Raw genomic sequence first — 24,579 nt, 5'->3', positions numbered from 1 at the left:
CGTTATTTTTTACCGCTCTTTTAATCTTAACGTTAAGCGTTGTCATCAATGATGACTAAATTAGAAAAATCTTGATGTTGATTATGGGTTTTATGGCGATGATGATGTTTATCAACTAATTCCGCCAAAGTAATTTGGTTAAGAAAATCCTCAATTCGTTGGCTTAGCTCGTCCCATAAAGCATGAGTCAGACATTCTTTTCCACCTTGGCAATTTGCGCCACCTAAGCAACGCGTTACCGCAATATTTTCATTTACTGCGGCGATAATCATCGCAATAGAAATCTTATTGCTTGGCTGCCCTAATTTATACCCACCACCGGGGCCGCGCACACTTTCCACTAAGCCGTGGCGGCGTAATTTTGCGAATAATTGTTCTAAATAAGAAAGGGAAATATGCTGTCTTTCTGAAATATCCGCCAAACTGACGGGGCCATTTTCAGTATTTAATGCAATATCTAAAATCGCAGTAACAGCATAACGACCTTTTGACGTTAATTTCATTATACACTTCCTTCTAAGTAATTAGGTGGCTATCTTACATAACCTTCTAAATTAGTCAACTATTATACTTTTGCGATTTTACCTTTTTTTCTACCGCACTTAACATTCCGCGTAGAATATTGAGTTCGTTTTTTTCTACTTGCGCACGTTGGTATAAACGCCGTAATTTTTGCATAACCCCTTGATTTTGAATAAATCCAAGTTGTTTATAAAGACGTTCGGTGTGGTCAAAAAAGTATTCCAATTCCTGTGTGGTTGGATAGATGTTTTCTATTGATGAAAGTGATAAATCCACGTCTTTTTTACCATTTTCTAACCAAGCCATTCGCAATTCATAACAGACTAATTGCACTGCCATCGCTAAATTTAATGAGGAATAATCAGGGTTAGCGGGAATGGTTAAATGATAACGGCATTTCAGCAATTCTTCATTGGTTAGTCCAATACGTTCCCGTCCAAACACGATCGCCACCTTATGCTGTTTCGCAAAAGCTATGGCTTTTTCGCCACAAGCACGGGGTTCAAGTAAGGTGCTTTGCAAATGACGTAAGCGCGCACTTGTTCCAATTACTAGCTCACAATCAGCCACAGCTTGATCAAAGGTTTGCACCACAACGGCGTTTTTTACCACATCATCAGCCCCTGCGGCTAAGGCGATCGCTTGCTCATCAATACCTTGCTTGGGGGCAACGAGATAAAGCTGGCTTAATCCCATCGTCTTCATCGCCCGTGCTGCTGAGCCAATATTTCCACTGTGAGAGGTTTCAATTAACACAATGCGAATGTTATCTAGCATTTTCTATTCTGCTTTATCTGACTACAAATTGTGGGTATTCTAGCACAATACCCACAAAGTGCGGTCGGAAATATGAAAATTTTCTTGCTAATCGGGTTTTTCTCGCTTTTTATCAAAAATATCACTATAATCTCGCATTCAATTTTGTTCTTTAAAATCTGGTGGAAATATGAATCCAATGTTAAATATCGCTATTCGTGCGGCACGAAAAGCGGGCAATATTATTGCTAAAGGGTATGAACGCCGCGATGATATTCAAACGGTAGCTAAAAGTGCAAATGACTTTGTTACTAATATTGATAAAGCTTCTGAAGCGGCGATTATTGATGTGATTAGAAAAGCGTATCCTGATCACACGATTATCACAGAAGAAAGTGGTGCATTAGAAGGTCAAGATAGCGATGTGCAATGGGTGATTGATCCACTAGATGGGACGACAAATTTCATCAAAGGATTACCGCACTTTTCTGTATCTATTGCTGTGCGTGTGAAAGGCAGAACAGAAGTGGGGGTGGTGTATGATCCTATCCGTAATGAGCTTTTCACTGCCGTACGTGGACAAGGTGCAAAAATCAATGAACTCCGTCTGCGTGCAGAAAATATCAAACGTGAATTACAAGGCACAATTTTAGCCACTGGTTTTCCATTCAAAAAACTCTCTGCAATGCCGATCCAATTTGCAATAATGAGCAATCTTGTTAATGAAGGCAAAGTAGCCGATTTCCGCCGTACAGGCTCAGCTGCATTAGATATGTGCTATGTTGCGGCTAATCGAGTGGATGCTTACTTTGAAATGGGTGTCAAAGCGTGGGATATTGCTGCAGGTGATCTTATCGCCCGTGAAGCAGGTTGTTTAGTAACTGATTTTGAAGGCGGACACAGCTATTTGACCTCAGGTAACGTGGTTGCTGCACCGGCACGTTTGGTGAAAGAAATTTTAACCCACATTCAGCCTTGTTTCGCGGTTTCTCGCTAAGCAACGCATTTTTAATCTCATTTAATCTTTTTAAATTATGCTCGTTTCAGTTGGAATAAGCTAAGTGAGCTTAACGCCAGAGAGCAAGACAAGCCGATGTGGCTTTATTTTAAACTTGATTGAGTATAACTAAACTGGGCAAATAGGTGAGTGAATAACTTGCCTATTTTTCTATCAAAAAAGTAAAAAAATCCCCTCATTAAAGAGGGGATAAGATGAAATTTATTATTGAATAATGAATTAGATATTAACTTTTTTCTCAAAACGTTCTGCGGCGTAGTCCCAGTTCACGACATTCCAGAATTCTTTAATGTAATCTGGACGGCGGTTTTGGAATTTTAAGTAATACGCGTGTTCCCAAACATCTAAACCAAAAATTGGATAGCCTTCGCAACCCGCGATTTCTTTCCCCATTAATGGGCTGTCTTGGTTTGCGGTTGAAACCACTTCTAATTTACCGTTATTTAACACTAACCACGCCCAGCCTGAACCAAAGCGTGTTGCGGCTGCTTTTTCAAACTCAGCTTGGAACGCTTCTACCGAGCCAAAATCACGGATAATCGCATCTTTTAACGCACCTTGTAATGTTGTGCCTTTTTTCAAGCTTTTCCAGAATAAGCTATGATTCACGTGGCCACCCGCATTGTTACGTAAACCCGTACGTTTATCTGCAGGCACTTCCGCTAATTTAGTGATTAACTCACCCGGGCAAAGATCTGCAAATTGCGGTAAGGTTTCCAAAATCGCATTGGCATTATTCACATAAGCTTGATGATGTTTGCTGTAGTGAATTTCCATTGTTTGTGCGTCAAAATGTGGTTCTAAAGCATCGTAGGCATAGCCTAATTCTGGTAGTGTGTAAGCCATAAAATTTTCCTTCTTCAAATAATCATTAGGTACTAAATTCAGGGGTATTCTAGCAAGAAACTTGATTAAGATCATTAAAAGTTTAAATTTCTAGCGAAAAATAAATAGGGCAGTGTTTCTGCCCTAAATGACTTTTCCTGATCAAATTTCTTGCTGTGCTTTTACTGCCGCAACTGCCACCATATTGATAATACGGCGAACAGAAGATGCCGAAGTTAAAATATGGACTGTTTTATTGATCCCCATTAAGATCGGGCCAATGGTAATTGGCGTTGCAGTGCCTTGTAGCAAGTTCAGACTGATTCGTGCAGCTTCCATTGTTGGCATAATTAGCAAGTTTGCCGCCCCTTTTAACGGGCTATCTGGCATAATTTCATTACGTAAACTTTCAGAAAGTGCAACATCACAATGCATTTCCCCATCAATCACTAATTCAGGCGCTTTGTTACGCACTAATTGCAAGACATTACGCATTTTTAGCGCATTTTCATCATTTGCGCTACCATAATTGGAATGAGAAACTAACGCAACTTGCGGTTCAATACCAAAACGGCGAACTTCTGCTGCAGACATTAAGGTAATTTCGGCTAATTCTTCTGCGGTTGGATTTGGATTAACGAACGTATCAGCGATAAACAGATTGCCTGTTGGCAATACCAAGCCATTTACGGTGGCAGGAATTGCGCCAGCTTTCACACCGGTAACATCTTTGATAGCGGCTAAGTGAGAAGCATAAGGCCCGACTAACCCACACAGCATTGCATCAGCTTTGCCGATTTCTAATAGTACAGATCCAAGTGCGGTCGGATTATGTAACATTTTTCGTTTCGCACCAGCGGGGGTCATTCCTTGGCGTTTCAGTTTGTCGTGATAATGTTGCCAACATTCTTCATAATAAGGGTTATTTTCAATGTCGATGACCTCAAAATCACGCCCAATTTCAAGGTGCAAACCGAGTTGCTTGATTTTTTCTTCAATAATGTGTGTACGCCCTAATAGCACAGGTTGTGCAATGCCTAATGTAGCAATTTCTTGCACTGCGTGTAGTACGCGAGTTTCTTCACCATCTGTCAGCAAGACCCGTTTTTTATCTTGTTTTGCTTGGGCAAATACAGGTTTCATAAATAAATTTGTTTTATACACAAACTGCGTGAGCTTTTCTAAATAAGCATCAAAATCCTCAATAGGACGGGTTGCCACCCCACTTTCCATTGCCGCTTTTGCGACCGCTGGGGCGATTTTTACGATAAGACGTGGATCGAACGGTTTTGGGATCAGATAATCTGGACCAAAAGACACTTCTGTCCCCCCATATGCGGAGGTAACCACTTCGCTTTGTTCGGCAAGCGCAAGATCCGCAATGGCATAAACCGCAGCCAATTTCATTTCTTCATTAATGGTGGTTGCACTTACATCTAATGCCCCACGGAAAATGAATGGGAAGCAAAGTACGTTATTTACTTGGTTTGGATAGTCAGAACGTCCCGTACAGACGATCGCATCTGGGCGAACTTGTTTCGCTAGAGGGGGTAAAATTTCAGGTTCAGGATTCGCCAAGGCAAGAATAAGCGGATTTGGTGCCATCATTTTTACCATTTCTTGGGTTAAGGCACCTGCGGCGGAACAGCCAAGGAAAATATCGCAATTTGGCATTGCGTCTGCCAATGTTCGCGTGCCGTTGTCATCAATGGCATAACGTTTTTTGGTTTCATCCATTCGCTCATCACGTCCTTTGAAAATCACGCCTTTGGAATCACACACAGTGATATTTTCAGGTTTCATTCCAAGGGAAACAAGTAAGTTCAAGCAGGCAATAGACGCTGCCCCCGCACCTGAAGCCACTAATTTTACCTCTTCAATTTTTTTATTCACAATGCGTAAACCGTTGATCACTGCAGCAGCTGAAATAATCGCTGTACCGTGCTGATCATCGTGGAAAACGGGAATATTCATTCGTTCACGCAATTTTTGTTCAATATAAAAACATTCTGGGGCTTTGATGTCTTCAAGATTAATACCACCAAAAGTCGGTTCAAGTGCGGCAATAATTTCGACTAATTTATCGGGATCTTTTTCATCAATTTCAATATCAAACACATCTACGCCGGCAAACTTTTTAAATAGCACGCCTTTCCCTTCCATTACAGGTTTACCCGCTAACGCGCCAATGTTACCTAAGCCAAGTACCGCAGAACCATTAGAAATAACTGCCACAAGGTTACCGCGTGCGGTGTATTTATAAGCTGCTGCAGGATCTTTTTCAATTTCTAAACAAGGTTCAGCCACACCGGGGGAATAAGCTAAGGCAAGATCTCGTTGGGTTGCAAGAGATTTCGTTGGCGTAACTTCAATTTTTCCCGGTTTTGGGAATTCGTGGAAATCAAGTGCTGCTTGACGTAGTTGTGCGTCCATAAAACCGTCCTTATAACAAGTTGAAAGTTTGTGAGAAAAATTTAACGCTATTATAGGCGAAAAAATCAGAAAATCTGTGATTTACAACACATTATTTACAATTCATTCACAAAATCAACCGCACTTTTGTTTTCGGTTCAACTAGGGTTTTATGCCGAGATGTTGTACAATATGCCGTTTTTATTAATGAGAAAATCACGCAATGAGATTAGATAAATTTTTAGCCGAGCAAACCGGGCTAACACGCTCTCAAGCCAATAAAGCCCTGCGTCAAAGTGCGGTGCAAATTAACGGAAAAATTGAGAAAAGTGGCGCAACCAAAGTCAGGGCGGAAGATGAAATTTATTTTGAGGGCGAACGCCTTACTTGGTTTGAGGCGGGGCATTACATTATGTTGAATAAACCGCAAGGCTATGTCTGTTCTAATGATGACGGTGATTATCCGACCATTTACCAATTCTTTGATTATCCCCTTGCAACTAAATTGCATAGTGCAGGACGGCTAGATGTGGATACTACGGGGCTGGTGTTGCTCACCGATGATGGGCAGTGGTCGCATCGTATTACTTCGCCTAAACATCATTGCGAGAAAACTTACCTTGTTACCCTTGCCGATCCTGTTGAAAATCATTACCAGCAGGCTTGTGCAGAAGGCATTTTATTACGTGGTGAGAAATCCCCAACTAAACCCGCAAAACTTGAAATTATTGATGATTACAATGTCAATTTAACCTTAAGCGAGGGACGTTATCATCAAGTGAAGCGAATGTTTGCCGCCTTAGGTAATAAAGTGGTTGCGTTGCACCGCTGGAAAATTGGCGATGTGGTGCTAGATGAACAATTAGAAGAGGGGGAATACCGCCCTTTAACTGATGAAGAATTAGCGACCTTAAAATAAGGATAAAATTGTGAGTGAAAAAACGATACATAAACCCAGCTTTATTTTTATTTTGACTCTTGGGCTGCTTTCAATGCTGCCACCACTTGGGGTGGATATGTATTTGCCTGCTTTTTTGCGTATGTCGCAAGATTTGCATGTCAGCCCTGAAAAAATTCAACACACCCTCACCTTCTTTGCTTATGGTATGGCATCAGGGCAGCTTTTCTGGGGGCCTGTGGGGGATAGCTATGGGCGTAAACCCGTTATTTTACTTGGTGTGATCGTGAGTGCCATTGCGGCTCTTATTCTTACTACCATTAATCAAATTGGTAGCTTCACGCTGTTGCGCTTTATGCAAGGCTTTTTTGGCGCTGCACCGGTGGTTTTAGTCGGGGCATTATTACGCGATTTATTTAGTAAAGATCAACTTTCTCGTACAATGTCAACGATTACGCTGGTATTTATGCTCGCCCCTTTAGTCGCCCCCATTATTGGTGGTTATCTTGTTACTTATTTTCATTGGCATTCCATTTTTTATGTTATTGCGGCGATGGGATTATTTAGTACATTGCTAGTCTTCTTTATTATTCCTGAAACCCATAAGAAAGAAAATCGTATTCCATTACGCCTAAACATTGTGGTGCGTAATTTTGTTAATTTATGGCGAAAAAAAGAAGTGCTAGGTTATATGTTTATGAGTGCCTTTGGTTTTGGCGGGTTATTTGCGTTCTTAACCGCAGGATCGATTGTGTATATCGGTATTTATGGCATTCCAGAACAAAACTTTGGTTATTTCTTTATGTTGAACATTAGCGTGATGACCTTCGGTTCGTTCTTAAATGGACGTTTGGTTACCAAAGTTGGCACAGAAAAAATGTTACAAACAGGCTTAATCATTCAATTTATTGCGGCAATCTGGTTATTATTGGTGGTGTTTTTCGATCTTGGTTTTTGGTCAATGGCAATTGGTGTGGCATTATTTGTTGGACAGAACTCTTTAATTAGTTCCAATGCAATGGCGTCTATTTTAGAAAAATTCCCTGCAATGGCAGGAACAGCGAACTCAATGGTGGGGAGCGTCCGTTTTGGCACGGGGGCTTGTGTGGGTTCACTTGTTGCATTGATGAAAATTGACAGTGCCGCCCCAATGCTTTTAACAATGGTGGGTTGCTCATTTTTCGCCGTAAGCTGTTATTATTTTCTCACTTATAAACGCCTATAATACCGTCTTTTCTGTTAGCCCTGACAAAATCGAACAATCAGGGCTATCATTTCCTTGGCAAGAACAATGCCAACGTTGTAATAAATCCAACATTTCTTGCAAGCTCGCAATTTTCTCTTTTAGCTCGATAATATGTTGCTCAGTAATCGCTTTCACTTCGCGACTTGTACGATTAGGATCGCGATTGAGCCTTAATAATTCGCGAATTTGTTGCAGTGAAAAGCCGACTTTACGGGCATTACTGATAAAGCGAAGTTGGTTTAAATCTTGCTCAGAATAAAAGCGATAACCTGATAAGGTACGTTGTGCCTCTGGCAATAACCCTGCTTTTTCATAATCCCGAATTTGCTTGGCGGACAATCCTGTTTTCTCGGCGGCTTGGCTGATGTTCATTTTTTATCTCATTTTGTTTGTAAGTTTTTGTAAAGAACTTTTCTACGTTTTATTTGACTAATCCCCTGATGATTTATCAATGATTTTCAAAACAAGGATATTATTTTTATGCTATTTTCACGGTTTAAATTAAAAAGTTCAACGCTTATTGCGCTCGTTGCTCTTTATTTTACTTGTGTACTTAATGTTGCATTTTATAAAAAAGTGTGGGCATTGCACCCATTTGTAGGACAGCCTGAAGACTATTTTCTTCTCACTGTGCCTTTTTTTGTTTTTTTCATCCTCAATGCGGTATTTCAACTCATTGCCTTACCTATTTTACACAAAGTGATTATTCCACTTTTATTAATTATTAGTGCTGCCATTGGCTATCAAGCGTTATTTTATGACGTGCATTTTTCTACCGATATGCTTGAAAACGTCCTACAAACTACGCCTGCAGAAAGTGTTCGTATGCTCACTTGGCAATATCTCACTTGGATTGTCATTTTTGGTGTGTTACCTGCCATATTATATATAATGACAAAAATTGACTACCGCACTTGGTGGAAAGAATTTGCGGTAAGATTAGGATTAATTGCTTTTTCAGGGATAGTGATTTTGGCGATCGCAAAAGGCTTTTATCAAGATTACGCGTCCTTTGTGCGTAATAATAAACCAGTAGTAAGTTTACTTGTGCCTTCAAACTTTATTAGTGCAGGTGTCAATGAAATTAAGCGTGTGCGTGAAGCTAATCGCCCTTATGTTCAAATTGGGTTAGATGCAAAACAAGATAAACCTGACGAATTTCAGCATCTTACTGTCATTGTTGTGGGGGAAACAACGCGGGCGCAAAATTGGGGATTAAATGGTTACGCACGGCAAACCACACCAAAACTCGCCGCACGCGGACAAGAGATTATCAATTTTAATTCTGTGTCTAGTTGTGGTACATCAACGGCGGTTTCTGTGCCTTGTATGTTCTCTTATTTAACCAAAGCCGACTACGATGGTGCAAAAGCACAAAAAATGGATAATTTGCTTGATGTATTACAACGTGCTGGTGTGAATATTTTCTGGTTAGAAAATAATAGTGATTGTAAAGGAGTCTGTTTACGCGTACCTAATGAAACCATTCAAGCTAATCAGCCGACATTAAAAAATTACTGTACGGAGGGCGAATGCTTAGATACCGTTATGTTTTCTGATATAGATAAGATTCTTGAGCAAGCAGGTAAAGACGGTAAAGACACCGTATTAATTTTACATACTATTGGTAATCACGGTCCTACCTATTATGAACGTTATACCCCAGAATATCGACGTTTTACCCCAACCTGTGATACGAACCAAATTCAAAATTGTAGCAATCAAGAATTAGTGAATACTTATGATAATAGTATTTTATTTATTGATCATTTTCTTGATACGTTAATAGACAAGGTATCCAAACGAGATGATTTAGAAAGTGCGGTATATTATGTGTCCGATCACGGTGAATCACTTGGCGAAGACGGTATTTATCTACACGGCACACCTTATGCCATTGCGCCAATCTACCAAACGCGCGTCCCAATGATTTTCTGGTTTTCAGATAAATGGAAGAAAAATGAAGGCGTCGATTTAGACTGTCTACGTCACAATGCAAAGACAAAATCCTATTCTCACGATAATCTATTTAGCACCGTGATTGGCATGATGGATATGGATTTGAAAACAAACGTGTATCAAAAGGAATTAGACATTTTGGCGAGTTGTAAAAAAGCACACGAATAAAAACACTCAAAAATAAAGTGCGGTGGAAAAATTGAGAAAATTTACACCGCACTTTAATTTGTGCTAATCAGCGATTATTTTTGGCTCAAATAATCCAACACGACTTGATGATGTTCCCCTGTTTTAAACTTCTCAAAGACCTTTTCGATTTTGCCTTGTTCATCAATTAAGAAGCTAATGCGATGAATGCCATCATAGGTTCTGCCCATAAATTTTTTCTCCCCCCATACGCCAAATTGCTCAGCTACTTGGTGATCTTCATCAGAGAGTAGGGCGAAATTTAAGGCTTTTTTTTCCACGAAATTGGCAAGCTTTTTCGGGCTATCAGGGCTGATGCCAAGAATGACGACATTTTGTTTTTCAAGCGCTGTTTTACTATCGCGTAAGCCACAAGCTTGGGTCGTACAACCGGGGGTAAGGGCTTTCGGATAAAAATAAACCAGCACTTTTTTGCCTTTAAAATCGCTAAGTGAAACAGGTTGTTCATTTTGATCAAGTAAAGAAAAGTGTGGTGCAAAATCGCCCGCTTTTAATGTTTGCATCGTAAATATCCTTAAAAATGTGATGTGATTGAGAAAAAATGCAAAAAATCACTTGCAAAGTTGGGCTATTTTAGCGATCTTAAACAAACTTTTTCAAGCAAACTCAATAGAGATAACAAAAATAATTCGGAGGTCTTTATGTCAGCAACGAATCCTTTATTTTACGGGAGTATTACCGCTTTAATTACCCCAATGGACTTACACGGTGAAGTGGATTTTGAGGCATTAGAAAAATTGGTTGAATACCATATTGCAGCGGGAACACACGGGATTGTGTCAGTGGGAACAACTGGGGAATCAGCGACATTAAGCATAGAGGAAAACGTTAAAACCATTTTAAAGACCGTTGAATTTGCCAAGGGACGTATTCCAGTAATTGCAGGGACTGGGGCAAATGCCACGAGTGAAGCAATCACAATGACAAAATTATTAAACGGCAGCGGCGTTGCAGGGTGTTTGTCTGTTGTGCCTTATTACAACAAACCAACGCAAGAAGGAATGTATCAACATTTTAAAGCCATTGCAGAATGCACCGATTTACCGCAAATTTTATATAACGTACCGGGACGCACAGGCAGTGATTTGCAACCTGAAACCGTGGGACGTTTAGCACAAATTGACAATATTGTGGCAATTAAAGAAGCTACGGGTGATGTGAGCCGTGTGGCGAAAATTAAACAACTTGCCGGTGAGGATTTCATTGTGTTAAGTGGTGATGATGCCACGGGCTTGGAAAGTATGAAAGCGGGTGGTGAAGGGGTGATCTCGGTAACCAACAACGTTGCAGCTGCAGAGATGGCGAAAATGTGTGAGCTTGCTTTGGCAGGAAAATTTGATGAGGCGGAAGTGATCAATCAACGTTTAATGGCGTTACATAAAGATCTTTTCATTGAATCGAATCCTATTCCCGTGAAATGGGCAGCGTATAAATTAGGCTTAATTCCTGAGTTAGTGCTACGTTTACCACTGACGACATTAAGTGAAACGGCACAACCCAAAGTGCTTGAAGCCTTGAAAATTGCAGGCTTAGTTTAATTCTTTTTGTGAATAAAAGAGGGGCGTTGAGCAGTCAATGCCCCTTAAACTTTTCTGCATTCTGGTTGTCAAAACAGACAATGAAATTTGTTTAATCTTGAGGATACATTGATGAAAAAGTGGTTGTTAAGCACACCAATTCTAATGACACTCGTGGCTTGTTCTGCAAGCAATGAAAGTAAACAGCAAGCGAATGATAACTTTGAAAAATATGCGCAGCAACAAGTGAGTTTTGCGCCGTTAGCAAGCGGTGGCGTAAATTTACCAGTACAAGATAACACTTATGCGTTGCCACAGCTTAATCAACAAGCACATCAAAAAGTAGATATTCGTCCACCAAGCACGCCGATTGCAATGATTAATAATTCTATTGCGCAGTTTGATGGTGAACGTGCTTTGATTGCGTATCCCTCTTCAAAAGAGGCGGTTTATAGCTTAAACCAAGTAGCGCGTTTATTAAAAGAACAAGGCATTCATTACCAATATCAAGACAATCGTATTGAAACTAATTGGGCGGCAACGGGGCGTGCTGATGACATTGGTGATACACAAATTCGTTATCTGATCGAACAAGTGCAATATCAAGGCACAAGTGCTTTAGTTGTGTCTATTTTGCAAATGAAGCGGGATAATATTATTTTCACCCCAACAATGGCACAAAAGCAACGTTACACCTCTGATCGTTTAAACCAATTGATTGGCGAGTTAAACCGCGCTTATCGCAAGCAGCAAAATGAATTAAATAGCACGGCGATCACGCCAATCCAAACGCAATTAACCACCGATATAAATGGGCGTACCGCATTAGCATTAAATGCCCCTTTTAAGCAAGCGTGGCAACGTTTGCGTGGCGCGTTAAATCAAGTAGGATTTGAAACTTCGTCAGAAAATCCGGGGCGTGGCTATCGTGAATTAAAATATCGTCCGTTAGAAAAAACAGAATGGGCGAGATTTGGTGTGGCTGCACCTGAATTAGAAAAAGGCGAGTATGCTATGCAACTTGCTGATTTAGGCAGACAAAGTGCGGTGGTGATTACAGATGAAGACGGCAATGCCCTTTCAGGTCATCAAGCACAGTCTATTTACCAAGCTTTGCAAGCCATTTTCGCGAAATAAAGTCTCATCAAAAATGTATTTGATGAGACAGGGCGAGCCAGTATGTTCGCCCTTCGTTTTAATCTCTTAATCCGCAAAAATAAAGTGCGGTCTTTTTTTATCAAATTTTTAAGGGCAAACTGATGCTGAGTTATCGTCATAGCTTCCACGCAGGCAACTTTGCCGATGTGCTAAAACATATCGTGCAAATACTGATTATTGAAAGTCTGCAACAAAAAGACAAAGGCTTTTATTATTTAGACACCCACGCTGGTGTCGGGCATTATCGTTTATTCGGTAATGAAGCTGAAAAAACTGGGGAATATAAAGAGGGGATCGGGCGTTTGTGGGAGCAAGCAGAAATGCCAGAAGAAGTGGCACGTTATGTTGCCCTTATCAAAAAGCTGAATTATGGCGGCAAATCGCTACGTTATTACGCGGGATCACCGCTGATTGCCGCACATTTATTGCGTTCACAAGATCGTGCATTATTAACCGAGCTTCACCCCGCGGATTTCCCATTATTACGCAATAATTTCAAACAATTCGACAATGTGACCACTAAGCGTGATAACGGTTTTCAGCAAATTAAAGCCACACTGCCACCAAAAGAAAGACGTGGGTTTATTTTGATTGATCCCCCTTATGAATTAAAAGAGGATTATGATTTGGTGGTCAATGCCATTGAAGAAGGGGTAAAACGTTTTGCCACAGGCATCTATGCGATTTGGTATCCCGTGGTGTTACGCCAGCAAACAAAACGTATGATCAAAGGCTTGGAAAACACGGGCATTCGTAAAATTCTGCAAATTGAAATGGCTGTACGCCCTGATTCAGACCAACGTGGAATGACCGCAAGCGGAATGATTGTGATAAATCCCCCTTGGCAATTAGAAGCCCAAATGAAAAAAATCCTGCCTTACCTTACTAAAACACTTGTTCCAGAAGGCACGGGAAGTTGGTCGGTGAAATGGATCACACCAGAGTAAGAATTTACCGATTGGATTAATTAGTCGCTTTGAGCCCGATTTTTCGGCAAAATACGCGCAGATTTATGATGGGCTTTTTTATCTTTCACAGCCCAATTTAGCAATTTAGGGAGTTAATAAAATGACAAAACATTATGATTATATCGCCATTGGTGGCGGAAGTGGCGGTATCGCCTCCATTAACCGTGCAGCAAGCTATGGAAAAAAATGTGCCATTATTGAAGCAAAAGAACTTGGCGGAACCTGTGTAAACGTGGGCTGTGTGCCAAAAAAAGTGATGTGGTATGGCGCGCAAGTGGCAGAAGCCATCAATCTATATGCCCCTGATTATGGCTTTGATGTTGCGGTAAATCATTTTGATTTCAGTAAGTTAGTGGAAAATCGTCAGGCTTATATTGGACGCATTCACACCTCTTACAATAATGTCTTAGCTAAAAATAATGTGGATGTGATCAAAGGCTTCGCCAAATTTGTTGATGCGCATACTGTCGAAGTGAATGGCGAAAAAATCAGTGCTGATCATATTTTAATCGCAACAGGAGCTTACCCTGCGCGTCCTGACATTAATGGCGCAGAATACGGGATTGATTCTGACGGGGTATTTGAATTAAACGCCCTACCAAAATCCGTCGCCGTGGTAGGCGCGGGCTATATCGCGGTAGAATTAGCGGGCGTGTTAAACAGCCTTGGCGTGGACACCCACTTATTCGTGCGTAAACAAAGCCCATTGCGTAGTTTTGACCCGCTAATCGTCGAAACCCTTGTGGAAGTGATGGCGCAAGATGGCATTCACTTACACACTCACGCTATTCCAAAAGAAGTGGTGAAAAATGCTGACGGTTCTTTCACCTTAAAATTAGAAGATGGACGTGAGCAAACGGTTGAAAAAGTGATTTGGGCGATTGGCCGCAAGCCAAATACGGCGAATATCAACCTTGTTGCGGCAGGCGTGGAAACCAATGACAAAGGTTTTATCAAAGTCGATAAATATCAAAATACCAATGTGAAAGGGATTTATGCCGTAGGCGATATTATCGAAGGTGGCATTGAACTTACGCCTGTTGCGGTTGCCGCAGGTCGCCGTTTGTCTGAGCGTTTGTTTAACAATAAACCAAACGAACATTTAGATTATAATCTCGTGCCAACCGTGGTATTCAGCCACCCACCAATCGGTACTGTGGGATTAACTGAACCACAAGCCATTGAGCAATATGGCGCAGAAAATGTGAAAGTGTATAAATCCTCATTTACACCAATGTACAGCGCGGTAACTCAGCATCGCCAGCCTTGCCGAATGAAATTAGTTTGCGTCGGCAAAGATGAAAAAATTGTCGGCTTACACGGCATTGGTTTTGGGGTAGATGAAATGATCCAAGGCTTTGCCGTTGCAATTAAAATGGGAGCAACCAAAGCGGATTTTGATAATACTGTTGCTATTCACCCAACGGGTTCAGAAGAATTTGTAACGATGCGTTAATCTTCAGTGCGGTATAAATTTTCATCATTTTTAGTTAATCCAACCTTTCGCGGTTGGATTTTTTATTTCTTCAAGCATAAATTGAATGTTTTTTATTCTTTTTCTTGTCAGAAAAGCGAAAAAATAAAATTTGTGTGAAAAAATGACCGCACTTTTAATTTGAATGGAGTACACTGAAAGAAATCTGATTAGCATAGTTGATGTGACGAACTTGAACTTTGCTAAATTGCCCCAATATGGAAGAGTAATTTCGAGTTTTATAGGAAAGAGAGAAAATATGAACGCCAGACGAACAAAACAAAAAACCATACCTGTTTTACCATTACGAGATGTGGTGGTTTTTCCTTATATGGTGATGCCATTGTTTGTGGGACGCGAAAAATCCATCGCAAGTCTTGAAGAGGCAATGGAAAACGGCAAACAATTATTATTAGTTTCACAAAAAGCAGCCGAGTTAGAACAGCCTACTGTGGATGATGTGTATGATGTAGGAACGGTGGCAAATATTATTCAATTATTGAATTTGCCAGACGGCACGGTAAAAGTGCTGGTGGAAGGTCAGCAACGGGCTAAGATTTCCCATTTAGAAGATAATGGGCGTTTTTTCGAGGCAAAAATTGCCTTAATGGATACCCAATTTGGCGATGAAACAGAATTGGAAGTGATACAGAATATCACGTTAGAAGAGTTTGAAAAATACATTGAACTCAACAAAAAAGTCCAGCCAGATGTGCTTTCAGCCTTAAAAAGTATTGCTGATCCAGAACGTTTAAGCGACACAATGGCAGCCCATATGCCTGTTCCTGTAGCGCGTAAGCAGGATGTATTGAGCATTGCAAATGTCACAGAGCGTTTTGAATATTTGCTCGGTTTAATGATTAACGAAGCGGGCATTTTAGAAGTCGAAAAGCGTATTCGTGGGCGCGTGAAAAAACAAATGGAAAAAAGCCAGCGTGATTACTATCTTAACGAACAGATCAAAGCCATTCAAAAAGAACTCGGCGAAACAGATAGCACGCTGGATGAAGTCGAACAACTGCGCCAAAAAGTAGAAGACGCCAAAATGCCGAAAGAGGCAAAAGAAAAAGTGGAAGCCGAGTTGCAGAAGCTGAAAATGATGTCGCCAATGTCAGCCGAAGCGACGGTGGTGCGTAGCTACATTGACTGGATGCTACAAGTGCCGTGGCATAAACGTAGCAAAGTAAAAAAAGATATTGTCAAAGCACAAGAAATCCTTGATGCGGATCACTACGGCTTAGAGCGTGTGAAAGATCGCATTTTGGAATATTTAGCGGTTCAAAGTCGTTTAAATCAACTTAAAGGCCCTATTCTTTGTTTAGTTGGACCACCGGGGGTAGGAAAAACCTCTCTAGGGCAATCTATTGCAAATGCGACTGGGCGGAAGTATGTTCGTATGGCACTCGGTGGCGTGCGCGACGAAGCCGAAATCCGTGGGCATCGTAAAACCTACATCGGTTCATTGCCGGGTAAATTGATCCAAAAAATGGCAAAAGTAGGGGTGAAAAATCCGCTCTTTTTACTTGATGAGATTGATAAAATGGCATCAGATATGCGCGGCGATCCGGCTTCCGCACTGCTAGAAGTGCTTGATCCGGAGCAGAACGCGAACTTTAACGATCATTATTTAGAAGTTGATTATGATCTGTCTGATGTTATGTTTGTGGCAACATCAAATTCAATGAATATTCCGGGACCATTGCTTGATCGTATGGAAGTGATTCGTTTATCGGGTTATACAGAAGACGAAAAACTCAATATTGCGACACGCCATTTGCTTAACAAACAAATTGAGCGTAACGGCTTGAAGAAAAGTGAATTAAAGATCGAAGAAAGTGCCATTTTAGATATTATCCGCTATTACACTCGTGAAGCGGGCGTGCGTGGACTTGAACGTGAGATTTCTAAAATCTGCCGTAAAGCGGTGAAAAATTTATTGCTGAATCCAAAATTAAAATCGATCACCGTAAACAGCGATAATCTTGATGAATATTTAGGTGTAAAACGCTTTGAGTTTGGTCGTGCCGATACACAAAACCGTGTGGGAGAAGTTACCGGCTTGGCGTGGACGCAAGTAGGTGGTGATTTGCTTACCATTGAAGCCACTTCGGTTATTGGGAAAGGCAAACTAACTTATACGGGATCACTTGGCGATGTGATGAAAGAATCAATCCAAGCGGCGATGACTGTTGTGCGTTCTCGTGCCGAAAAATTAGGGATTGCCTCTGATTTCCACGAAAAACGTGATATTCATATTCACGTTCCAGATGGTGCAACGCCAAAAGATGGACCAAGTGCCGGGATCGCAATGTGTACCGCATTAGTTTCTTGCTTAACGGGGAATCCTGTGAAGTCTGAAGTGGCAATGACGGGAGAAATCAGCTTGCGTGGTAAAGTGTTACCTATTGGTGGTTTGAAGGAAAAATTACTTGCTGCACATCGTGGCGGGATTAAAACCGTGATTATTCCAAAAGACAATGTGAAAGATTTGGAAGAAATTCCAGATAATGCGAAAAATAGCTTGGATATTCGAGCCGTGGAAACCATTGATGAAGTATTAAGCATTGCTTTAGAAAATCCACCTGAAGGGGTTGATTTTGCTCACTTAATTGCAAAAGAAGAAAAAACAACGCCACGCCGTAAAAGTAAACGTGCAGAAAGTGCGGTGAATTAATTGCCTATTTTTTAATGATAAAGTCGGTAAAGTGCAATCTTTGCCGACTTTTTTATTTTTATACTGGTAATCAAAGCGCTTTCGATTATAATTCTTAAAATTTGTCTTAATCTTACCTTTAAGGATAACGTCAATGTTAATGGAAAAACTCAGTGATGCGTCAAACAGCATCTTGTGGAAGATCATTTTCGCCCTAATTGTGGTGTCATTTGTCTTAAGTGGTGTAGCAGGCTATATGTTTACACGCGTTGATACCTCGGCGGCGAAAGTGAATGGGGAAGAAATTTCACAACAAACTTTCTTAGAACAATATAATCAAGAATATCAACGCTTTAGTGAACAACTGGGGGCGCAATTTACCGCAGTCGCGGATTCCCCTGAATTTGTTAATGGCTTACGTAGATCGGTTTTAGATCGTTTAATCGATCAAGAATTATTGCGTCAATATGCAACAGAATTAAAACTTGATGTGAGTGATAGCCAAATTCAACAAGCCATTGTGACCAGCCCAATTTTTCAAAAGGATGGCAAATTTGATAACGCACTTTATCAACAAATGCTATCAGCCAACGGGTTAAGCGGTAATCAATATGCTCAGTATTTACGTCAAGGTTTAACCTTGCAGCAACTTAATGACGGAATTGCGCGTTCCGCATTTACCGTACCTAGCCAAAATGCACGTTTAGCACAACTCTTTTTCCAACAACGGGATGTGCGTTTAGCGGAGTTTCCACTTGCCGCGACAATCGCACAACAACAAGTCAGCGAAGATGAAATTAGTGCTTACTACAATGCCAATAAAGGGGCATTTGCCGTACCTGAATTAGTGAAAGTGCAATATTTGGATTTAACTCACCAAGCAGCGGAAAAAAATGTGAAGGTGACGGATGTAGAAATTGCACAATATTATCAAGATAACAAAGCACAATATATGACTCAGCATTTAGCCCATATTCAGCTTCCAACAGAAAAAGAAGCACAGGCAGTTTATGCGGATTTACAAAAAGGCGAAAGCTTTGCTGCTTTAGCAAAACTTTATTCTAGCGATAAAATTTCTGGCGCAAATGGCGGTGATTTGGATTGGGTTGTCGCAGGTATGATGCCTCCACAATTTGAAGCCGCAGCCCGTGAGTTGAAAGTGGGGGAATATAGCCAACCAGTCAAAGTGGATAATGCTTACCATATTATCAAAGTAGAAGAAGAAAAATTCCTGCCATTAGCGCAAGTGAAAAACGATATTGCGGCGAAACTTCGCAATGAATTAAGCACGAAAGCGTTTTACGCAATGGAAAAACAAGCCAATGAGAAAGCCTTTGAACAATCTGATTCCTTACAGGCAGCCGCGCAAGCAGCAGGCGTAAATGTGCAAGAAACAGGTTATTTCTCACGCAATGATATTCCAGCCGCACTCAATTATGGCAATGTGGTCTCAGCGTTATTTGATTCTGAATTAACCCAAGGCGGAACAAACTCAGAAGCAATTAATGTGGGGGAACAACATTCTTTGATTGTTCGTGTAGTAGAACATAAACCAGAAGGAGTGAAAACGCTTGATGAGGCAAAAAATGACATTGCACAATACCTAAAACAGCAAAAAGCGGAAAAAATTGTGCTAGCTCAAGCTGAAAAAGTGGCACAGGCACTTAATGCAAATAACAATGCGGCTCTGCCAAATGGCATTCAATTTGGTGAGAAAACGCAATGGGTTTATGCTGAAAATAAAAATCCACAGCTGCGTGATGTGATTTTTGCAATGAAAAAAGCAACGGATAAACCTGTTTATGCCGCTGCGAAAAACGGCGATAACAGCGTTATAGTGATTGAACTAACGAACATTAAAGACGGGGAATTAACCCCTGAACAGCTTAAACAGTTTGATGCACAGCTAAACCAAGCACAACAAACAGAATTACAGCAAGCACTATTGCAGGCGTTACGCACAAAAGCGAAAATTGAAATTAATCAAGAATTTTTAACTCAGCAAGAATAATGTTGAATAGAAAATTTACTGCGGCAATTTGTGATGACAAATTGCCGCTTTTGTGTTGGTTTCTAAAAATTTGCTAGTTTTTTACCGCACTTTATGGTATAAAGTGCGGCGTTATTTTGGCTAGACTAAGAAAGTCATTTTTATTTTAGGCAAAATAAGTTCAAACTTAATTTTTTAATAATAAATCACACACATATCACAGGGATAAATCGGGGTGCCAAACGGTCGATTTATTTGGTATGTGGAGGCTAAACCCCAAAACAAAAGGAAAATTATTATGGCACAAGTTTCAATGCGCGAAATGCTACAAGCTGGCGTTCACTTCGGTCACCAAACTCGTTACTGGAACCCAAAAATGAAACCATTCATTTTCGGACCACGCAACGGTGTTCATATCATCAACCTTGAAAAAACCGTTCCAATGTTTAATGCTGCACTAGCAGAATTAACTCGCATTGCGGGCAACAACGGTAAAATCTTATTTGTTGGTACAAAACGTGCAGCAAGTGAAGCAGTGAAAGCAGCAGCATTAGACTGTCAGCAATATTATGTAAACCACCGTTGGTTAGGTGGTATGTTGACTAACTGGAAAACAGTGCGTCAATCAATCAAACGCTTAAAAGATTTAGAAACCCAATCTCAAGATGGCACTTTCGATAAATTAACTAAGAAAGAAGCATTAATGCGTAGCCGTGAGATGGAAAAACTTGAATTAAGTCTTGGTGGTATCAAAGATATGGCGGGGCTTCCTGATGCATTATTTGTTATCGGTGCAGATCACGAACACATCGCAATCAAAGAAGCAAATAATTTAGGAATTCCTGTATTTGCTGTAGTCGATACAAACTCTACACCTGATGGTGTTGATTTTGTTATCCCAGGTAACGATGATGCAGCGCGTGCAATTCAACTATATCTTGCAGCAGCAGCGGCAGCAGTAAAAGAAGGTCGCCAACAAGAAGTGGTAACCGAAGAAAAATTTGCTGAAGCAGAAGCGGCTGAATAATTCAGGTGAATGCGGCGAAAGCCCTTATTAATCACAACGATTAATTGGTTAGCAGGGGGCTTATGTTCCCTGCTTTTTTACATAAGTGCGGTCAAAAATCGCACCAAATTTTGTGGATAGAGGATTTTAAAATGGCTGAAATTACAGCATCTTTAGTAAAAGAACTTCGTGATCGTACTGGCGCTGGTATGATGGAATGTAAAAAAGCGTTAGTAGAAGCAAATGGCGATATCGAATTAGCAATTGATAATATGCGTAAATCAGGTCAAGCAAAAGCGGCGAAAAAAGCAGGCCGTGTTGCAGCTGAAGGGGTTATTATCGCCCGTGTTGCTGGTGACTATGGTGTAATGATTGAAATGAACTGTGAAACTGACTTCGTAGCTAAAGATGCAGGTTTCTTAGGTTTAGCGAATGAAGTTGCAGATTACGCATTAAACAACAAAGGCGTTACAATCGAAGCGTTACAAGCTGAATTTGAAGAAAAACGTGCAGCATTAGTTGCAAAAATCGGTGAGAATATGACAATCCGCCGTGTTGGTTCAGTGCAAGCGCCTGTAGTAGGTTCATACTTACATGGTGCGAAAATTGGCGTATTAGTGGGTGCTGCAAACGCTGATGAAGAATTAGTAAAACACGTTGCAATGCACGTTGCAGCAAGTCGTCCAGAATATGTTAACCCAAGTGATGTACCTGCAGACGTAGTAGAACACGAGCGTCAAATCCAAGTGGATATCGCAATGCAATCAGGTAAACCACGTGAAATCGCTGAGAAAATGGTTGAAGGCCGTATGAAGAAATTCACAGGTGAAGTTTCTTTAACAGGCCAACCGTTCGTAATGGATCCATCTAAATCCGTTGGCGATCTATTAAAAGAAAAAGGCGCAGAAGTTGTTTCATTCTTACGCTTTGAAGTCGGTGAAGGTATCGAAAAAGTAGAAACTGACTTCGCCGCAGAAGTTGCAGCAATGACTAAATAATTATTGCTGAGAACAGAAAAAGCAGATCTTTGTTGGATCTGCTTTTTCATTATCATTCACTAGATCTTATGATAAAAATTCTACTTGATGTTTATACATCAATCATTTGATCTTTGAATAAAAAAATCGAATATCCCATTTTCAGCTTAAAATAATACCACCCCTCACTTTGCTTTATCCTCCCTATCTTCTTTATTTTACGCTCCTTGTTTGATGTTTTAGTGGCGATCTTAACAAGATAAGATTTTTATTTTATGTGATTTTTTATTCAAATTATTTGATTAAATATTTACTTTGGCTTATGCTAACCTACATCTCTGGCAGTGAATTTAAGGATCGCAAATGAACACTTATAATAGACAAATTTTTGATGAGGTGATGATACAGAATTATGTTCCCGCAGAGTTTATTCCAGTAAAGGGAAAGGGAAGCAGAGTTTGGGATCAACAAGGGCGAGAATATATTGATTTTACAAGTGGTATTGCGGTGAATGCGTTGGGGCATTGCCCTGATGAGATTGTGGCAGTATTAAAAGAGCAAGGTGAAACACTGTGGCATTCTAGCAACTGGTTCACCAGTGAGCCAACGTTGGCATTAGCAACAAAATTGGTACAGAAAACCTTTGCTGAACGCGTAATGTTTGTTAATTCTGGGGCGGAAGCTAATGAGGCTGCACTGAAATTGGCTCGCCGTTATGCGGTAGATCATTTTGGGGCGCAGAAAAGTAAAATTATTGCGTTTAAGCAAAGCTTTCATGGTCGCACATTATTCACGGTAAGCGTTGGTGGGCAAGCAAAATATTCTGACGGCTTTGGGCCGAAACCGGCTGATATCATTCACGTCCCCTTTAATGATCTTGCAGCAGTGAAAGCCATCATTGATGATCATACTTGCGCAGTAATAGTTGAGCCGATTCAAGGCGAAGGCGGGGTGAAACCTGCTGATCCTGCATTCTTACAAGGCTTACGCCAGCTTTGTGATGAGAATAATGCCTTGCTGATTTTTGATGAAGTGCAAACAGGCTTATCGCGTACAGGTTATTTTTATGCCTATATGAAATATGGTGTGGTGCCTGATATTCTGACCTCTGCTAAAGCGTTGGGTAATGGCTTTCCGATTGGTGCGATGCTGACGACGGATAAGATTGCGAAAAGCTTTTCTGTTGGCGTACACGGCACCACTTTTGGCGGTAATCCTCTTGCTTGTGCCGTAGCATCAAAGGTGGTGGATGTGCTTTCTGATGAGAAATTCTTAGCAAAAATTCACCGCACTTCTGAGCGCTTTATGCAGAAGTTAAATGAGATAAATCAAGATCTCAATCTATTTAGTGAGATTCGCGGTGCAGGTTTATTGATTGGGGCAGAGCTGAATGCGAAATATCGTGGTAAAGCCAGTGAATTTGTGAAAAGTGCGGCTGAAAATGGACTAATGATTTTAGTCGCCGGTCCCGATGTTTTGCGTTTTGCACCAGCCTTGAATATTGATGAAGAAGCATTACAAGAAGGGTTTGTACGCTTAGAAAAAACCTTAGGCAAATTTTTATAATAGATTAAATAGCAAAGAAAAACCTCGTATTAAACGAGGTTTTTTAATCGATTTACGAACGTTTCATAATTTCAAAAAACTCTTCGTTAGTTTTGGCAACGGCGAGCTTATCAATAAGGAATTCCATTGCTTCCACTTCACCCATTGGGTTAAGGATTTTGCGTAGAATCCACATTTTTTGTAGTTCATCAGGGGTAGTGAGTAAATCTTCTTTACGTGTACCTGAGCGGTTAAAGTCAATGGCTGGGAAGACGCGTTTTTCAGCAATTTTACGTGAAAGATGTAACTCCATATTCCCCGTTCCTTTAAATTCTTCAAAGATCACTTCGTCCATTTTTGACCCTGTATCCACAAGTGCGGTCGCGATAATGGTTAAACTTCCCCCTTCTTCTACATTACGGGCCGCACCGAAGAAACGTTTTGGGCGATGTAATGCGTTGGCATCTACACCACCAGAAAGAATTTTACCTGAAGCTGGCGTTACGGTGTTATAAGCTCGGGCAAGGCGAGTGATACTATCTAATAAAATCACCACGTCTTTTTTGTGTTCGACTAAGCGTTTTGCTTTTTCGATAACCATTTCAGCTACCTGAACGTGGCGAGAAGCGGGTTCATCGAAGGTTGATGCAATCACTTCGCCTTTTACTGAACGTTGCATTTCAGTTACTTCTTCTGGACGTTCGTCAATTAATAAAACGATAAGCTCACACTCTGGATAGTTGTGAGTGATGCTTTGTGCAATGTTTTGTAGCAACATTGTTTTACCCGCTTTTGGTGGAGCAACGATTAAGCCACGTTGTCCTTTTCCAATCGGGGAGGCTAAATCTAAAATACGTGCGGTGAGATCTTCGGTTGAACCATTACCACGTTCCATTCTTAAACGAGAATTGGCGTGAAGTGGAGTTAAATTTTCAAATAAAATTTTGCTACGTGAAACTTCAGGTTTGTCATCATTTACTTGATCGACTTTTAGCAAGGCAAAATAACGTTCGCCTTCTTTTGGTGGGCGAATTTTCCCTTCAATTTTATCCCCAGTTTGTAAGTTGAAACGGCGAATTTGGCTTGGAGAAACATAGATATCGTCAGGACCTGCGAGGTAGGAGCTATCGGCGGAACGTAAGAAACCAAAACCATCTGGAAGGATTTCTAACACTCCGCCACCGAAAATATCTTCACCGCTTTTAGCGTGTTGTTTTAGGATAGCGAAAACAATATCTTGTTTACGTAAACGAGCTAGATTTTCTAAACCCATTTGTTCTTCACCGAGTTTCACAAGATCAGAAACGGGCGTATTTTTTAGTTCTGTTAAATGCATAATAATTTGAAATGTTGGTTAGATTGGAAAATGAATTTTTATGAAGATGTTTGAATATTGAATGGGTGTAAAATTACCATTAAATGACGGTGATGTCTAGATAATAAAGGGA

General features: G+C 40.6%; 20 protein-coding genes. 13 read left to right on the top strand and 7 right to left on the bottom strand.

Annotated features, from left to right (window positions below; all coding sequences use genetic code 11):
• Positions 1–32: 32 nt before the first annotated feature.
• Together iscR and trmJ are read right to left on the bottom strand one after the other, a co-directional pair.
• Positions 33–503, bottom strand: a complete 471-nt coding sequence (gene iscR / locus L5B90_RS04240) for a Fe-S cluster assembly transcriptional regulator IscR (RefSeq protein ID WP_265762227.1) — start codon at positions 501–503, stop codon at positions 33–35.
• A 55-nt stretch (positions 504–558) separates the two neighbouring features.
• A complete protein-coding gene (gene trmJ, locus L5B90_RS04235; RefSeq protein ID WP_265762226.1) occupies positions 559–1,299 on the bottom strand; it encodes a tRNA (cytosine(32)/uridine(32)-2'-O)-methyltransferase TrmJ in 741 nt (246 codons plus the stop codon).
• A gap of 169 nt (positions 1,300–1,468) precedes the next feature.
• Between trmJ and suhB the strand changes: the two genes are divergently transcribed.
• Positions 1,469–2,275: an inositol-1-monophosphatase gene (gene suhB, locus L5B90_RS04230; protein WP_265762225.1), complete on the top strand. Its 807-nt coding sequence runs from the start codon at positions 1,469–1,471 to the stop codon at positions 2,273–2,275.
• Positions 2,276–2,515: 240 nt separating this feature from the next.
• On the opposite strand, the gene sodA is transcribed toward suhB, so the two are convergent.
• Both sodA and L5B90_RS04220 read right to left on the bottom strand, forming a co-directional pair.
• A complete protein-coding gene (gene sodA, locus L5B90_RS04225; protein ID WP_250350825.1) occupies positions 2,516–3,142 on the bottom strand; it encodes a superoxide dismutase [Mn] in 627 nt (208 codons plus the stop codon).
• Between the two features lie 141 nt (positions 3,143–3,283).
• Positions 3,284–5,554: an NADP-dependent malic enzyme gene (locus L5B90_RS04220; protein ID WP_250364178.1), complete on the bottom strand. Its 2,271-nt coding sequence runs from the start codon at positions 5,552–5,554 to the stop codon at positions 3,284–3,286.
• A 202-nt stretch (positions 5,555–5,756) separates the two neighbouring features.
• Here L5B90_RS04220 and rsuA point away from each other — a divergent pair, with 202 nt between their 5' ends.
• Positions 5,757–6,452, top strand: coding sequence for a 16S rRNA pseudouridine(516) synthase RsuA (rsuA, locus tag L5B90_RS04215; RefSeq protein WP_265762223.1), 696 nt, complete (start codon positions 5,757–5,759; stop codon positions 6,450–6,452).
• A gap of 7 nt (positions 6,453–6,459) precedes the next feature.
• On the top strand, positions 6,460–7,656 hold the full coding sequence (locus L5B90_RS04210; protein ID WP_250351598.1) for a Bcr/CflA family multidrug efflux MFS transporter: 1,197 nt from the start codon (positions 6,460–6,462) through the stop codon (positions 7,654–7,656).
• Here L5B90_RS04210 and cueR read toward each other — a convergent pair.
• Positions 7,651–8,049 (bottom strand): Cu(I)-responsive transcriptional regulator, encoded by a 399-nt coding sequence (gene cueR / locus L5B90_RS04205; RefSeq protein WP_250350822.1) that lies wholly within the window; start codon positions 8,047–8,049, stop codon positions 7,651–7,653. The two genes, L5B90_RS04210 and cueR, sit on opposite strands and share 6 nt — an antisense overlap.
• A gap of 108 nt (positions 8,050–8,157) precedes the next feature.
• Here cueR and L5B90_RS04200 point away from each other — a divergent pair, with 108 nt between their 5' ends.
• Positions 8,158–9,804, top strand: a complete 1,647-nt coding sequence (locus L5B90_RS04200) for a phosphoethanolamine transferase (RefSeq protein WP_265762222.1) — start codon at positions 8,158–8,160, stop codon at positions 9,802–9,804.
• 74 nt (positions 9,805–9,878) lie between these two features.
• Here the strand turns inward: L5B90_RS04200 and bcp are convergent, their stop codons facing one another.
• The gene (gene bcp / locus L5B90_RS04195; protein ID WP_265762221.1) at positions 9,879–10,346 is read right to left on the bottom strand and encodes a thioredoxin-dependent thiol peroxidase; all 468 of its coding nucleotides are present in this window, start codon (positions 10,344–10,346) and stop codon (positions 9,879–9,881) included.
• A 138-nt stretch (positions 10,347–10,484) separates the two neighbouring features.
• Here bcp and dapA point away from each other — a divergent pair, with 138 nt between their 5' ends.
• The 9 genes from dapA to L5B90_RS04150 all read left to right on the top strand — a co-directional run bounded on the left by dapA (position 10,485) and on the right by L5B90_RS04150 (position 23,152).
• Positions 10,485–11,381, top strand: a complete 897-nt coding sequence (gene dapA / locus L5B90_RS04190; RefSeq protein ID WP_250364181.1) for a 4-hydroxy-tetrahydrodipicolinate synthase — start codon at positions 10,485–10,487, stop codon at positions 11,379–11,381.
• Between the two features lie 111 nt (positions 11,382–11,492).
• Entirely contained in the window at positions 11,493–12,497 is a 1,005-nt protein-coding gene (bamC, locus tag L5B90_RS04185; protein WP_265762220.1) for an outer membrane protein assembly factor BamC, read from the top strand.
• A 122-nt stretch (positions 12,498–12,619) separates the two neighbouring features.
• A complete protein-coding gene (locus L5B90_RS04180; protein ID WP_265762219.1) occupies positions 12,620–13,465 on the top strand; it encodes a 23S rRNA (adenine(2030)-N(6))-methyltransferase RlmJ in 846 nt (281 codons plus the stop codon).
• 121 nt (positions 13,466–13,586) lie between these two features.
• Complete coding sequence (gene gorA, locus L5B90_RS04175) at positions 13,587–14,942, top strand: glutathione-disulfide reductase (protein WP_250364184.1); 1,356 nt, start codon at positions 13,587–13,589, stop codon at positions 14,940–14,942.
• A 277-nt stretch (positions 14,943–15,219) separates the two neighbouring features.
• The gene (gene lon / locus L5B90_RS04170) at positions 15,220–17,634 is read left to right on the top strand and encodes an endopeptidase La (protein ID WP_250350815.1); all 2,415 of its coding nucleotides are present in this window, start codon (positions 15,220–15,222) and stop codon (positions 17,632–17,634) included.
• A 133-nt stretch (positions 17,635–17,767) separates the two neighbouring features.
• Positions 17,768–19,624 carry a peptidylprolyl isomerase gene (gene ppiD / locus L5B90_RS04165; protein ID WP_265762218.1) on the top strand — a complete coding sequence of 619 codons (1,857 nt, stop codon included), beginning with the start codon at positions 17,768–17,770 and terminating at the stop codon, positions 19,622–19,624.
• Between the two features lie 277 nt (positions 19,625–19,901).
• Positions 19,902–20,630, top strand: a complete 729-nt coding sequence (rpsB, locus tag L5B90_RS04160) for a 30S ribosomal protein S2 (RefSeq protein WP_250350813.1) — start codon at positions 19,902–19,904, stop codon at positions 20,628–20,630.
• Positions 20,631–20,761: 131 nt separating this feature from the next.
• Entirely contained in the window at positions 20,762–21,607 is an 846-nt protein-coding gene (gene tsf, locus L5B90_RS04155) for a translation elongation factor Ts (protein ID WP_250364187.1), read from the top strand.
• 342 nt (positions 21,608–21,949) lie between these two features.
• Positions 21,950–23,152, top strand: a complete 1,203-nt coding sequence (locus tag L5B90_RS04150; protein ID WP_250350811.1) for an aspartate aminotransferase family protein — start codon at positions 21,950–21,952, stop codon at positions 23,150–23,152.
• A gap of 52 nt (positions 23,153–23,204) precedes the next feature.
• Here the strand turns inward: L5B90_RS04150 and rho are convergent, their stop codons facing one another.
• Positions 23,205–24,467 carry a transcription termination factor Rho gene (gene rho / locus L5B90_RS04145; RefSeq protein WP_250350810.1) on the bottom strand — a complete coding sequence of 421 codons (1,263 nt, stop codon included), beginning with the start codon at positions 24,465–24,467 and terminating at the stop codon, positions 23,205–23,207.
• Between the last annotated feature and the right edge of the window lie 112 nt (positions 24,468–24,579).

It is taken from the genome of Avibacterium sp. 20-129 (assembly GCF_026226845.1).
Taxonomy (GTDB): Bacteria; Pseudomonadota; Gammaproteobacteria; order Enterobacterales; family Pasteurellaceae; genus Avibacterium.
The sequence above is the reverse complement of the archived record's forward strand: the minus strand, read 5'-3'. Positions and strand labels throughout refer to the sequence as shown.

Coding starts and splice junctions, on each gene's coding strand:
- iscR (WP_265762227.1), bottom strand. CDS start 503: ATGAAATTAACGTCAAAAGGTCGTTATGCTGTTACTGCGATTTTAGAT.
- trmJ (WP_265762226.1), bottom strand. CDS start 1,299: ATGCTAGATAACATTCGCATTGTGTTAATTGAAACCTCTCACAGTGGA.
- suhB (WP_265762225.1), top strand. CDS start 1,469: ATGAATCCAATGTTAAATATCGCTATTCGTGCGGCACGAAAAGCGGGC.
- sodA (WP_250350825.1), bottom strand. CDS start 3,142: ATGGCTTACACACTACCAGAATTAGGCTATGCCTACGATGCTTTAGAA.
- L5B90_RS04220 (WP_250364178.1), bottom strand. CDS start 5,554: ATGGACGCACAACTACGTCAAGCAGCACTTGATTTCCACGAATTCCCA.
- rsuA (WP_265762223.1), top strand. CDS start 5,757: ATGAGATTAGATAAATTTTTAGCCGAGCAAACCGGGCTAACACGCTCT.
- cueR (WP_250350822.1), bottom strand. CDS start 8,049: ATGAACATCAGCCAAGCCGCCGAGAAAACAGGATTGTCCGCCAAGCAA.
- L5B90_RS04200 (WP_265762222.1), top strand. CDS start 8,158: ATGCTATTTTCACGGTTTAAATTAAAAAGTTCAACGCTTATTGCGCTC.
- bcp (WP_265762221.1), bottom strand. CDS start 10,346: ATGCAAACATTAAAAGCGGGCGATTTTGCACCACACTTTTCTTTACTT.
- dapA (WP_250364181.1), top strand. CDS start 10,485: ATGTCAGCAACGAATCCTTTATTTTACGGGAGTATTACCGCTTTAATT.
- bamC (WP_265762220.1), top strand. CDS start 11,493: ATGAAAAAGTGGTTGTTAAGCACACCAATTCTAATGACACTCGTGGCT.
- L5B90_RS04180 (WP_265762219.1), top strand. CDS start 12,620: ATGCTGAGTTATCGTCATAGCTTCCACGCAGGCAACTTTGCCGATGTG.
- gorA (WP_250364184.1), top strand. CDS start 13,587: ATGACAAAACATTATGATTATATCGCCATTGGTGGCGGAAGTGGCGGT.
- lon (WP_250350815.1), top strand. CDS start 15,220: ATGAACGCCAGACGAACAAAACAAAAAACCATACCTGTTTTACCATTA.
- ppiD (WP_265762218.1), top strand. CDS start 17,768: ATGTTAATGGAAAAACTCAGTGATGCGTCAAACAGCATCTTGTGGAAG.
- rpsB (WP_250350813.1), top strand. CDS start 19,902: ATGGCACAAGTTTCAATGCGCGAAATGCTACAAGCTGGCGTTCACTTC.
- tsf (WP_250364187.1), top strand. CDS start 20,762: ATGGCTGAAATTACAGCATCTTTAGTAAAAGAACTTCGTGATCGTACT.
- L5B90_RS04150 (WP_250350811.1), top strand. CDS start 21,950: ATGAACACTTATAATAGACAAATTTTTGATGAGGTGATGATACAGAAT.
- rho (WP_250350810.1), bottom strand. CDS start 24,467: ATGCATTTAACAGAACTAAAAAATACGCCCGTTTCTGATCTTGTGAAA.